General features: G+C 74.0%; 12 protein-coding genes. 7 read left to right on the forward strand and 5 right to left on the reverse strand.

All coding sequences use genetic code 11. The features are described 5' to 3' along the window. The first annotated feature begins 29 nt into the window (after positions 1-29). Positions 30-1,301, forward strand: coding sequence for a CaiB/BaiF CoA transferase family protein (locus ACIOD1_RS28835; protein ID WP_401905536.1), 1,272 nt, complete (start codon positions 30-32; stop codon positions 1,299-1,301). A gap of 246 nt (positions 1,302-1,547) precedes the next feature. On the opposite strand, the gene ACIOD1_RS28840 is transcribed toward ACIOD1_RS28835, so the two are convergent. Then, positions 1,548-1,817, reverse strand: a complete 270-nt coding sequence (locus ACIOD1_RS28840) for a hypothetical protein (protein WP_365623392.1) — start codon at positions 1,815-1,817, stop codon at positions 1,548-1,550. A 363-nt stretch (positions 1,818-2,180) separates the two neighbouring features. On the opposite strand from ACIOD1_RS28840, the gene ACIOD1_RS28845 reads away from it, so the two are divergent. Beyond that, the gene (locus tag ACIOD1_RS28845; protein ID WP_401905624.1) at positions 2,181-3,782 is read left to right on the forward strand and encodes a serine/threonine-protein kinase; all 1,602 of its coding nucleotides are present in this window, start codon (positions 2,181-2,183) and stop codon (positions 3,780-3,782) included. 86 nt (positions 3,783-3,868) lie between these two features. Here ACIOD1_RS28845 and ACIOD1_RS28850 read toward each other — a convergent pair whose 3' ends face one another. Next, positions 3,869-4,678: an SGNH/GDSL hydrolase family protein gene (locus ACIOD1_RS28850; protein WP_365623396.1), complete on the reverse strand. Its 810-nt coding sequence runs from the start codon at positions 4,676-4,678 to the stop codon at positions 3,869-3,871. Positions 4,679-4,891: 213 nt separating this feature from the next. Between ACIOD1_RS28850 and ACIOD1_RS28855 the strand changes: the two genes are divergently transcribed. Then, positions 4,892-5,989 carry a DUF5925 domain-containing protein gene (locus ACIOD1_RS28855; RefSeq protein WP_365623398.1) on the forward strand — a complete coding sequence of 366 codons (1,098 nt, stop codon included), beginning with the start codon at positions 4,892-4,894 and terminating at the stop codon, positions 5,987-5,989. A 12-nt stretch (positions 5,990-6,001) separates the two neighbouring features. On the opposite strand, the gene ACIOD1_RS28860 is transcribed toward ACIOD1_RS28855, so the two are convergent. Beyond that, entirely contained in the window at positions 6,002-6,388 is a 387-nt protein-coding gene (locus tag ACIOD1_RS28860) for a GntR family transcriptional regulator (RefSeq protein WP_365623400.1), read from the reverse strand. A 90-nt stretch (positions 6,389-6,478) separates the two neighbouring features. Between ACIOD1_RS28860 and ACIOD1_RS28865 the strand changes: the two genes are divergently transcribed. Beyond that, complete coding sequence (locus tag ACIOD1_RS28865; protein WP_401905541.1) at positions 6,479-7,438, forward strand: GNAT family N-acetyltransferase; 960 nt, start codon at positions 6,479-6,481, stop codon at positions 7,436-7,438. Beyond that, positions 7,435-7,917, forward strand: coding sequence for a DUF402 domain-containing protein (locus ACIOD1_RS28870; protein ID WP_365623404.1), 483 nt, complete (start codon positions 7,435-7,437; stop codon positions 7,915-7,917). Before ACIOD1_RS28865 ends, ACIOD1_RS28870 begins: the two co-directional genes overlap by 4 nt. An 8-nt stretch (positions 7,918-7,925) precedes the next feature. On the opposite strand, the gene ACIOD1_RS28875 is transcribed toward ACIOD1_RS28870, so the two are convergent. Further along, positions 7,926-8,309, reverse strand: coding sequence for a hypothetical protein (locus ACIOD1_RS28875; protein WP_401905544.1), 384 nt, complete (start codon positions 8,307-8,309; stop codon positions 7,926-7,928). A 344-nt stretch (positions 8,310-8,653) separates the two neighbouring features. Between ACIOD1_RS28875 and ACIOD1_RS28880 the strand changes: the two genes are divergently transcribed. Then, positions 8,654-9,781 (forward strand): lytic polysaccharide monooxygenase, encoded by a 1,128-nt coding sequence (locus tag ACIOD1_RS28880; protein WP_365623408.1) that lies wholly within the window; start codon positions 8,654-8,656, stop codon positions 9,779-9,781. A gap of 56 nt (positions 9,782-9,837) precedes the next feature. Here the strand turns inward: ACIOD1_RS28880 and ACIOD1_RS28885 are convergent, their stop codons facing one another. Further along, complete coding sequence (locus ACIOD1_RS28885) at positions 9,838-10,698, reverse strand: alpha/beta fold hydrolase (RefSeq protein WP_365623410.1); 861 nt, start codon at positions 10,696-10,698, stop codon at positions 9,838-9,840. Positions 10,699-10,903: 205 nt separating this feature from the next. Between ACIOD1_RS28885 and ACIOD1_RS28890 the strand changes: the two genes are divergently transcribed. Continuing rightward, entirely contained in the window at positions 10,904-12,025 is a 1,122-nt protein-coding gene (locus ACIOD1_RS28890; RefSeq protein WP_401905547.1) for an acyl-CoA dehydrogenase, read from the forward strand. Positions 12,026-12,040 lie beyond the last annotated feature (15 nt).

The raw sequence follows: 12,040 nt of genomic DNA on the forward strand, positions 1-12,040 counted from the left end.
CGGGGTCCGGCGGGATAGGGATCGGTGTCATGGACAACCGCGCCCCCGGCACCCCCGAGACCCCCGACAGCGCGGACGGCCCGGGCGAGCCCGGCCGTTCGTACGCCGAGCCGCTGCCCCTCCCCCTCGCCGGTCTCACCGTCGTCGCCGTCGAACAGGCCGTCTCGGCCCCCTTCGCCACCCGTCAGCTCGCCGACCTCGGCGCCCGGGTGATCAAGGTCGAGCGGCCCGACGGCGGCGATTTCGCGCGCGGCTACGACACCGCCGCCGGGGGCATGGCCTCGCACTTCGTGTGGGCCAACCGGGGCAAGGAGTCCCTCGCCCTCGACCTGAAGGACCCGCGCGGGCGCGAGGTGCTGCACGGCCTCCTCGCGGACGCGGACGTCTTCGTGCAGAACCTCACCCAAGGGGCCGCCGCCCGGCTCGGGCTGGACGCGGCGGCGCTGTGCGCCCGCTACCCCCGGCTGGTCGCCGTGGACATCTCCGGCTACGGCCCCGAGGGCCCGTACGCCCACAAGCGCGCCTACGACATGCTCGTGCAGTGCGAGGCGGGCCTGGTCTCCGTCACCGGGACACCGGAGCGGCCGGTGAAGGCGGGCATTCCGGCCGCCGACATCGCCGCCGCCATGTACGCCTTCTCCGGGGTGCTCGCCGCCCTGCTGCGGCGCGGGACGACCGGGCGCGGCGGCCCGGTGGAGGTCTCGATGCTGGACGCGCTCGCCGAGTGGATGGGGCATCCCCTGCACCACACGATGCACGGCGGGGAGCAGCCCGTACGGACCGGCCTCGCGCACGCCGTGATCGCGCCGTACGACGCCTACGCGACGGCCGACGGGGACCGGGTGCTGCTGTCGGTGCAGAACGACCGGGAGTGGCGGCGCCTCGCGCTGATGGTGCTGGAGCGGCCCGACCTGGCCGAGGACCCGGCGTACGCGACGAACGCGGCCCGCACGCGGGGTCGGGAGAAGACGGACGCGGTGGTGGCCGAGGCACTGGGGCGGCTCGGCGCGGACGAGGCGATCGGGCGGTTGGAGGCGGCGGGGATCGCCTGCGCCCGGCTGAACTCGGTGGCGAGGCTGGCGGCGCACCCGCAGCTGGAGGCCCGCGACCGCTGGCGGGAGGTGGCTTCGCCCGTGGGACCGCTAAGGGCGCTGCTGCCGCCCATCGTCCTGCCGGGCGGCCCGCAGCCGTGCATGGGAGCGGTGCCGGGGCTCGGCGAGCACACCGATGCCCTGCTGCGAGCCCTGGGGATGACGGACGCGCAGGTCTCGGCACTGCGCCGGGACGGTGTGATCGCCTGAGGGCGGGGTGCCACGCGGGGTGCGTGAGCCAACGAGACGGGTGCGTGCGCTGACGCGAGGGCGGCGCGCGGTGGCGCCGTTCTCACGCCGCGCTCACGCCGTCGTGGCGCCGTCCAGGGCACCGCCGCGACGGGGGACGGCGGGCCTGGGGCGGCGGACCGGGAAGGGGTGCCGGGGTGCAGCCGGACCGGGCCGGCTGCGCTACGGATCGACGACGGGTACGGATCGGAGGTGGGAGAGGGGCAGTTACGAGCGGCGGCTGCCGAAGAGGGTGCGCCGCAGCCTGCGCAGCGGGGCGAAGAGGGCGACGCGCGCGCTCCGGCTCCGCTGGACGTGCGTGTGGTCGCGAGCGGTGAGTTCGCGCATCAGCAGGGTCGCCTCGGCCGACTCGTGGTGCGGGACGGCTGGGCCGCCCAACACGGCGAGATGGCGGTCGAGGCGCGAGCTGGTCGCGTTGCTACCGCAGGTGATGGCAGGCACGCGAGGCGGCCTGCTGCGCATTGCTATCTGTTCCATGATCTCTCCCCACCCGTACGAGGGCACCCGGCCCGGGCAGGTTAACCCTATCGCCCTCGCGTCACCCTCGGGTATCCCGGTGGCGTGAATTACCCCTATGGGTATGGATAGTTGACGATTACTCAGCGCAGTTGCCCATTACTCTCCGCACATCCGGGCCGACGTGGGAACCCCTCGGTGACGACTCCGTCACGACAGGGGTCACGGAGCACACCCTGCGCTAACTTGGAGTGATCACCCGGTGACGCATGGGGGGTTCGCGTGAGTGGGAACGACGACGGGCGACACGCCGGGGAAGTCGGTGACGCCGCGCGTGTCGTGGCGGGTCGTTACCGACTGCTCGGCCCGCTGGGCCGCGGCGGCATGGGCATCGTGTGGCGGGCCCGGGACGAAGTGCTGGGGCGCGAGGTGGCCGTCAAGGAGGTACGGGCTCCCGCCGGCATGGATACGGCCGAGATCGAACGCATGTACCGACGCCTGGAGCGGGAGGCATGGGCCGCGGCCCGGGTCTCGCACCGGGGGGTCGTGACCGTCTACGACGTGGCGAGCGAGGACGGCCGGCCCTGGATCGTGATGGAGCTGGTGCGCGGGCTCTCGCTGGCCGAGGTCCTGGAGGCCGAGGGCCCGATGAGCCCGCAGCGGGCCGCGCACATCGGCGAGCAGGTCCTCGCCGCACTGCGTTCCGCGCACGAGTCGGGGGTCCTGCACCGGGACGTGAAGCCCGCCAACGTGATGATCGCCAACGATGGGCGGGTGGTGCTGAGCGACTTCGGGATCGCGAGCCTGACCGGCTCCTCGTCGATCACCATGACGGGCGAGATGGTCGGCTCCCCCGAGTTCCTCGCTCCCGAGCGCGCGTTGGGACGTGAGCCCGGACCGGAGTCGGACCTGTGGTCGCTCGGGGTGCTGCTCTACGCCACCGTGGAGGGAGTCTCCCCCTTCCGTCGGGACAGCGCGCTGTCCACCCTGCAGGCCGTCGTGGAGCGGGAGTTGCCGCCGTCGGAGCGGGCGGGGCCGCTGACCCCGGTGCTGGAGGGGCTGCTGCGCAAGGATCCCGCGACCAGGCTGTCCGCCGCGGAGGCGACCCGGATGTTGCGGATCATCGGCGCGGGCGGGACCGTACGGGATCCGGACGGGCCGCTGTCGCAGGCCCGGGCGGGGGCGACGGCGACGGCGACGACGGTCCCGAACGGGGACCGGTACGGGGCGACCCCGCCGATGCCGATGCCCGTACCCGTACCGCCGCGCGACCCCGCGCCGGGTCCCTCCCTGGCCGCCGCCCAGGCGCAGGGGTCGGCCGGGGTCGTGCTGACCGTCGGGATCGTGTTGCTGCTGCTGGCGCTGGCCGCGCTGGGGTGGCTGCTGCTGCGGGACCGCCCGGCGGGCGGCCCGACGGGCCCGGCGCCCTCCGACTCCGCCCCGACGAGCCCGTCGCCCACCGCTTCGGCCTCGACCTCCGCGTCGGCGTCCGCCTCGTCGACCGCGGGCCCGGCACAGTCCGTCACCGTCTACGTCCACACCCTGCGCGGCGCGTACAGCGGGACCTGCCCGCCGCCCGAGTACGCGGCGCCGGCGTTCACCGGGACCCTGGAGGTGGCCCGCGTCCCGGCGTTGGTCGAGTACCGCTGGGTGGCGCGCGGCGGGAGCGCCGCAGACACCCCGTGGCAGAGCCTCGCGTACGAGGCGGACGGGGCCCGCACCCGCCAGCTCAACCACTCCGAGCCGGGCGGCCTGCCGGGGACGACGGTGAACGACGCGGTACGGCTGGAGGTGCGCGGGCCGGTCGAGGCGGCCTCGCCGTGGCTGGAGTACTCGGTGGCGTGCTCGGCGCCGACCCCGTCGGGCGGCGCCTCGTCCCCGGCCCCCTCGGACTCGACCGGGCCTGAGCCCACCCCGACGCCGACCCCCTCGGCGACCCCGAGCGCGACGCCGACGCCGTCGACGGAGACGGATACCGGTGCCTGACGGTCGGGCGCGGACACCGGTGCCTGAAGGTCGGGCCCGGACTCCGGTCCCTGACGTGCGGGACCGGCGCCCAGGTCCGACCGTTCTCAGGCCTTGCCGCTGAAGGCGGGGAGGTAGCCACCGGACTGTCCGGCGGCCGTGGGGTGGTAGGACTCGCCGATGTTGGTCCAGTTGACGCTGTGCAGCCAGGCGTCACCGGAGCAGATCTCGTGCCCGGTGAAGGTCCCGGCGACGGAGGCGAAGGCGTAGCCGTGGTCGGCGGCGCGCTTGGCGAGGGCCGTGTTCAGGTGGTCGGCGGCGCCGTTGATGGCGGAACGTTCTCCTTCGGTGAGTCCGGCGACGCAGTTCCCGCCCAGCTTGTAGAAGCGGGGGTAGCCGACGACGACCACCTTCGCGCCGGGGGCCCTGCTGTGAATGGCGTCGTAGACCTGGTCCAGTTGACCCGGAAGGGTGGAGTCCACGTACGCCTTGGCCTGGTTGACGCGGCTGACGCAGGTGGACTCCGACTGGAGCACACAGGTCGTCATGACGTCGGAGAATCCGGCGTCGTTGCCGCCGATGGTGATGCTGACGAGGTCGGTGCCCGAGTTGAGCGGGGCGAGCTGGTTGGCGAGCACGTCACCCGTACGGGCGCCCGAGCAGGCCGTGAAGGAGAAGGTCTGCGGGGAGTGCGCGGCGGCCCAGAGGGCGGGGTAGGCCCGGGTCGTGCGCTTGCAGTTGCCGCTCGCACCGTCGTAGTTCCCGGCGCCGACTCCGGAGGAGTAGGAGTCTCCGAGGGCGACGTAGCCGAAGTCGGCCTGGGCTGCGGTGGCCTGGCCGGCGCCGAACAGGGCGGCGCCGGTGGCGAGTACGAGGGAGGAGGTGAGGGCGGCGAAGCGCGACAGGGTCCTGCTCATGTGTGCGGCTCCTTGTGGGGAAAGGACCGGAGGGTTACTCCTGAGTCCGTGGTACAAGCAGCCGGGGCTTGTTGGAAGTGTCCATGCCAAGAATTTTCGGAGTGGACCTGTCACCCGAACCTTCACTCCCCTCGCGTTTGAAGAGGCGACCCGGACACCCGATCCGGCGAAACACGGGTGCGTGGGGCAGGTTCGTGCCGGATCATGGGCGCCATGCCTGCAGACCCGCATGACGTGCTGCCGATCCGGCTCAACGTGGACGACAGTGACTCACCGTCGGATGTCGTCGACGCGCTGTTCCTCGGGCGGTTCGCGACGGGGGAACAGCCGTACGCCCAGAGCGTGACGATCGAACGAGTGAAGGCGGAGGCGACGTTGTTGCCGCCGGCGGCGAAGGTTCTCCGCTCGGCGCGCGACACCGACCGCAGCGCGACCCTGGCCGAGGGCGAGGGGTGGACGGTCCTCGTCTCCCGCTGGAGCCGGGGCGCGGACGTGACCGTGACGGCGACCACCGAGGACCTCGCCACGACGGTGCTCGGGGCGGCCACGGAAGGGGCGCAGGACGAGCCCGAACCGCAGCCCGACAACGTCACGATGGGCTTCTGGTACGTCTCCCCGCGCCGCGGGCCCTACCGCACGACCCGTCAGATCTCGGCGGGCACCTGGCCGGAGGTGCGGCCGAACTACACGGCGCCGGTGGCGGAGGCCATGGACCGGCTGATGAAGGTGACCCCGGACGACATCGCGGGACGGCTGCTCCTGCTGCACGGGCCGCCCGGCACCGGGAAGACCTCGGCACTGCGCACGCTGGCCCGCTCGTGGCGGGACTGGTGCCAGGTGGACTGCGTTCTGGACCCGGAGCGGCTGTTCAACGACGTCGGCTACCTGATGGACATCGCCATCGGCGAGGACGAGGGCACCGCCAAGGGGCGTTGGCGGCTGCTCCTGCTGGAGGACTGCGACGAGCTGATCCGGGGCGAGGCCCGGCACACCGCCGGACAGGCGCTGTCACGGCTGCTGAACCTGACGGACGGTCTGCTGGGCCAGGGCCGCAACGTGTTGGTCGGCGTCACCACCAACGAGGACCTGGAGCGCCTGCACCCGGCCGTCGTGCGGCCGGGCCGCTGCCTGGCCCGCATCGAGGTGGGCAGGCTGACCCACCGGGAGTCCGTGGACTGGCTCGGCGCGAGCGAGGGCGTCCCCCGCGAGGGCGCGACCCTGGCCGAACTCTTCGCCCTGCGCCGCGGCACGGGCCCGGCGGCCGTGCTCCCGCTCCAGCCCCACACCTCCGAGGCCGGGCTCTACCTCTAGGGCGCCGCCGGCCTAGCGCGGACCGTAGCGGGCGCGGAGGGCGGTGGTGGCCGCCGAGAGGGCTTCGGCCTCCGTCAGGCCCAGGCGCTGCGCCCGTTCCGCGTACGCCTGCGCCGCCGCGGCGGCCTCCCGCGAGGAGCCTTCCGGGGCCGCGACGAAGGTCCCGTTGCGCCCCCGGGTCTCGATCACCCCGTCGGCCTCCAGGGCCCGGTACGCCTTGGCGACGGTGTTCGCGGCCAGCCCGAGTTCCTCCGCGAGCCCGCGCACGGTGGGGAGTTTGAAGCCCGCCGGCAGCTTCCCCGTCCGGGCCCGGTCCGCGATCCGCGCGCGCACCTGTTCGTACGGGGCGGCCGCGCCGGCAGATGCGTCGATGGCGATCTTCAGGGGTGTCGAGGTCACGTGGCCGATTCTCCCCCATGCCCGCTCAATGGGCGGCGCCGCCGGTTAATGGGAGGCGCCGCCGGGGGCCCAGCCCGTACGGTCGCGGACATGACCGGTACGAAGACGCTGATCCGCGACGTGCGCCCCGACGACCCGCGTGACGCGGGAGCCGTCGCACGGGTGCGGCGCGTCGCGCTCCCCTTCATGGTGAACACCCCGGCGGGCGTGGCGTACGAGGTCGCCCGCGCCCACCCCGGGAGCCACCTGCGGGTCCTGATCGCCGAGGACCGGGACGGACTCGCCCTCGGCACCGCCCGGGTGGGGATCGCCCACGACAGCCCCGAGCCCGGCCAGGGCTTCGTCAACGCCTACGTCGACCCCGCGCACCGCGGGCTCGGCGTGGGGACGGCCCTGCTGCGGGTGGCCGAGGAGCACCTCGTGGCGCGGGGCGCGGTGGACTCGTACGCCTGGGTCCTGGACGAGCCGGCCCACCGGGCCTTCGCCGAGCGCCACGGCTACCGGCCCAGCCGCTCCGCGCACTTCCTCGGCCTCGACCTGGCGTCGGCCGTCCTGCCGCCCCGCCCGGAGGCCGCGTCACTGCCGGCCGGGGTGGAGCTGCGTCCGGGCTCGGCCTTCGCCGCCGACCCGCGTCCGCTGTTCGAGGCGGACGCCGAGGTGAGCGCCGACGAGCCGAGCGACCTGCCGGTGGAGCTGGACGACTACGCGGACTGGTTGGACGGCGTCTGGAACGATCCGACCCTGGACCACGAACTGACCACGGTGGCCCTCGTGGACGGCGTCGTGGCCGCCTTCTCGGCGGCCCGCACCGACGGCGTCGACCGCTACTCCTCGGCGATGACCGGCACCCGGCGGGCCTTCCGGGGCCGCGGTCTGGCCAAGCTCGCCAAGACCGACTCGCTCCACCGGGCCCGCGAGGCCGGCTACACGCTGGCCTTCACCGGGAACGACACGGGCAACGGGCCGATGCTTGCGATCAACAGGTGGCTCGGGTACGAGATCCGCGCGACCGAGATCCGCCACGCCAAGACATCGGGAGCCGTGCGATGACCATCGGATGGACCGTCACCCTCACCAAGGCCGGACGCACCAAGATCAGCTATCCGGCGACTCCGGTCGCCGACGACGGCGACCGGATCACGGTGCGCGCACCCTGGGCGGCGGACGGCGTACGGGACTTCGGGTTCGTCCGCTTCGAGCCGGGCGACGTGTTCGTGGAGCACTTCTGGCGCACGCGCTGGTACGCGGTCAAGGAGGTGTGGAGCGGCGAGGGCGTCCTCAAGGGCTGGTACTGCGACATCACCCGACCGGTCGTGATCCGCGGCGCAGAGATCCTGGTCGACGACCTGGACCTGGACCTGTGGGTGTCGGCGGACGGCGCGTCCGTGCTGCGCCTGGACGAGGACGAGTTCGCGGCGAGCGGCCTGACGCGCACCGACCCCGAGGCGGCCGCCCGCGCGGTGCGCGCCCTGGACGACCTGGACGACCGGGCCCGCGCCCCGGGGGGCCTGCCGGCGCTGCTCGGCTGACGGCCGGGTCACCCGGCGGGGTCCGGGTCGCCGCGCTCGACGCCGGCGGGCCGCAACCGCAGCTCCTGGACCTGGTAGCAGTCCGAGTGGAGGGTGGCCACGACGGCGCCGCAGGCGCAGACCAGGTTGGGGCCCCATTCGCCGTCCATCCCGCAGCAGTGGCCGCGCCGCATCGCGGGGTCCGGGTGTTCCCGGAGGCCGGCGCCGTCGGCGGGGTTGAGGACGACCGTGCGGCGGGGTCCGGACTCCAGCAGCAGGCCGGACGCCTCGTCCCACGCGTAGGGCGGACCGGACGACTCGGGGTCGACGGCGAACGTCCCCGGGGCATCCGGACGATCGGTGCGTCGGTGTGCCCGCGCGCGTCCGCCGGCGCGGCCTGCGGCCGGTGCCACCCTTCGTCCGTGTCCGGGTCCGGCAGGGGCCGTTCGGTGACGGGCCGCGTCACCGGCAGCCGGCAGCCACGGCAGTGGAAGACCGTCATCGGGGCACCTGATGTCTCTGCTCGTGGGCCGTGCGGGGCCCGTTCCTGAGGGGCCTCTTACCCCGACCTTAACGGGACCCTAAGGATGCGGCCCAGGGCCCCGGACAAGGCCGGAGGGGGCTTCGGGCGGGCTAGCTTGGCGGTGCCAGGGAGGGCCGGCCGCGGCGCCGGGGCCCCGATTCGGGGAACGGCGCCGCACTGCCCGGACCCGTTCCACTGGCGCACCCCCGCCTTGCGCCCGAAGGAGATCCACCCATGCCCGCACCCCGTCGCCGTACCGCCCTTCGCATCGCCGCCGTCGGCTTCGCCCCGCTCGCGGTGGCCGCGTACGCCGCCGTTCCCGCGGCCGCCCACGGATCGATGACGGACCCGGTCAGCCGGGTGGCGGCGTGCTACGCGGAGGGTCCGGAGGCCCCGAAGTCGGCCGCCTGCAAGGCGGCCGTCGCGGCGAGCGGAGCCCAGGCCTTCTACGACTGGAACGCCGTGAACATCGCCAACGCGGCCGGCCAGAGCAAGAAGCTGATCCCGGACGGGCAGCTCTGCTCGGCGGGCAACAGCAAGTACAAGGGGCTGGACCTGGCCCGCGCCGACTGGCCGGCCGGCCCGATGACGTCCGGCGCCCACACCTTCCGCTACAAGGGCACGGCCCCGCACAAGGGGTCCTTCGAGCTGTACGTGACGAAGGACGGCTACGACCCGACGAAGCCCCTGAAGTGGTCCGACCTGGAGCCCGCGCCCTTCGCGAAGGCCACCGACCCGGGCATGCAGAACGGCGACTACGTCTTCTCCGGCACCGTCCCGAAGAAGAGCGGCCGCCACCTGATCTACAGCGTCTGGCAGCGCTCGGACAGCCCGGAGGCCTTCTACTCCTGCTCGGACGTGGTCTTCGGCGCCGACAACGGCGGCACGGGCGGCACCGGCACCGGCACCGGCGGTACGGGCACCACCCCGAGCGGGAAGCCCACCACCGGCCCCACGACCGGGGGGTCCGGCGGACGGCCGAGCGGGAAGCCCACCACGCAGCCCTCCGGCAAGCCCGGCACGGGAGTCCCCGGTACGGACGAGGACTGCCCGCTCGCCAAGCCGCCGACGGACCGGCAGATCGCCGACGGCGCCTCCAAGTCCTCGGTGGAGCACCACGGCCACGGGGACAACGACCCGAAGACCAACGGCGTGGCCGGTGCCTCCCCGATCGCCGTCGCCCCCGCCTCCGACTCCTCGCCCTCGCCGTTGGGCGGGCGCGACGAGAACCTCGCCGAGACGGGCGGCAGCAGCGCCACCCCGATGATCGCGATCTCCGGGGCCGGCGCCCTGGCCGCGGGCGCGGCCGTGCTGTTCGCGATGGCCCGCCGCCGGGCGACGACGGGCCGCCACGGCCGCTAGGTCGTCGCCTACGGGTTCTGGTTGGGCCCGGCCCGACCGATCGGACCGCCCGTGCCTCAGTCGAAGACCGAGGCGCAGGTGGTCCGTTCGGCGTGCGCGGGGTCGAGCGCGTTGAGCGCCTCGTGCCAGGCGATCCGGTCGGTCAGGCCGATGGCCACGTGCTCGGAGAGGTCGACCGCGCACAGGTCCTGGAGCAGGACGTTGCGGACGTTCGGCCCGTCGAGGAACTGGGTCCGGTACGGGGTGACCACCTCGTCGTAGCGGGTCGAGATGACGGTGTACTTCACCCCGGGGACGGTGTCGCCGCCCGCGTTGAGCTTGTTCTGGAAGGGGGAACCGGCGATCTGGTCCGCAAGGCCCGGGGTGGCGGTGCTGATCAGGTCCTCGGCGCCGGGGAAGTAGGGCAGCAGTTGGGTGAGGCCCAGCAGGGTGGTGCCGTGGTTGTCGGGGGCGAGGCCGACGAGGGCGTTGACCTTCCGGTCGCCGCCGAGGAACTTCAGGTAGTAGCGCGGCATCATGCCGCCCTGGGAGTGTCCGACGAGGTCGGCCTTGGGGGCGCCGGTGGAGGCCAGCACCCGGTCGACGAAGACGTCGAGCTGTCCGGCGGACTTGTCGATGGGTCCGAGGCCGTTGAAGAGGGGCACGCCCGGCAGTTGGCCGTAGTCGAGGGAGTAGACGCAGTACCCGCGGTGGACGAGGTACGGGGCGAAGCCGAGCCAGTTGTCCACGGAGTTCCCGAAGGTGCCGTGGACGAGGACGACCGGGCGGGGGTGCGCGGCGGAGGGCTTGCAGGACCAGTTGTTCCAGCCGCTGCTGGGAGCGGACGCGGCCTGCGCCGCGCCCGTGGGGGCGAGGAGTGCGGCGGCGGCGAGGGAAAGGACGACCAGCGGGCGGAGCAGGCGTCTCCAGGGCAGCATCGTGTGATCTCCTTGCGGGTCAAGGGGAATGGGTGGGGGGTGCGTCCCGTGATCCGGATCACAAGGGGAGCTGCTGCCGCCAAATTACGGGCGAGTAGCAAGACAGGGAAGTTACGCGTCGGTAAAAACTCGCGTGTCGAGCCCGGCTCCGGTCCCGCTCCGGCTCCGCTCCGCGACAATGGGCGGCCCCGGGAGGCGACTTGAGGTGATCACAGGCATGTGGAACGAGGCTCCCGGCGCCGGTACCGCGCTGGCCACCCCGTCGGCCCTGGCCGGGGACCCGTTGGTCGCCGCCGTCACCGAGACCGCCGTACGGATCCTGCGGCCCGAGGCGGAGCGCACCGCCGGGGCCGGGGTTCCCCGGTCGCACCTGGAGGCGCTCGCCCGCTGCGGCGCGTACGGGCTGACCGTGTACGAACCCGGTCCGGCGAGCGGGCTCACGGCCCGTCAGGTGGTACGGGAGGTGCACGAGGTGCTGGCGGCGGTGGACCCGTCGACCTGGTTCGTGTGGACGCAGCACGCCGCGTCGGTGAAGGCGGTCCTGAAGGCGGTCGGCCCCGAGGGGGACGCGCTGCGCACGCGGTGGCTGGCGGCGCTGACCGGCGGGGAGCACCTGGCCACGGCCGGGTTCGCCGTCCTGCGCCATCCGCGGCCGCCGGTCACCGCGGAGCGGGCGCCGGGCGGGTGGCGGCTGTCCGGGCGGCTGCCGTGGGTGACGGGCTGGGGCGCGGCCGACACGCTGTACGTGGGCGCGGTCACGGCGGCCGACGAGGCCCTCTTCGCCCTGGTCGACTGCGCCCCGGGCGGCGGGCTGGAGAGCGTGGCGTCGGATCCGTTGTGGGCGATGGCCGGTACGCACACGGCCGCCGTCGAACTGCGCGGGGTGTACGTGCCCGACGCGCGCGTGACGGGCCTGGAGCCGCGCGCCGACTGGATCCGGGCCTACGACCTGGACAACGCCGACGCCCAGCCGGCCGTCTTCGGGCAGCTGCGGGCCACCGTCGACTTCCTGCTCCGGTCGCCGCCGTTCGAGGAGCTGGGCCTGCGCCTCGCGCGGAAGGCGGCCGAGCTGCGGGCGCGGGCCTACGCCCTGCGGGACGAACTCCCGCCGGGCGAGGCCGCCGAGACCCGGCTGGCCCTGCGGGCCGCCGCCCTGGACCTGGCCGTACGGGCGGGCGCGGCCTGCGTGACGGTGGCGGGCGGGCGCGCGATCCAGTACGGCCACACGGCGGGCCGCCTCTCCCGGGAGGCCCAGTTCCACCTGATCCAGGCCCAGACGACCCCGCTGCGCGCGGAGACGGCCCACCGGATCCTGTCGGACGTCTGAGGGCTGTCCCGCGGG

It is taken from the genome of Streptomyces sp. NPDC088097 (assembly GCF_044741845.1).
Lineage (GTDB): Bacteria > Actinomycetota > Actinomycetes > Streptomycetales > Streptomycetaceae > Streptomyces.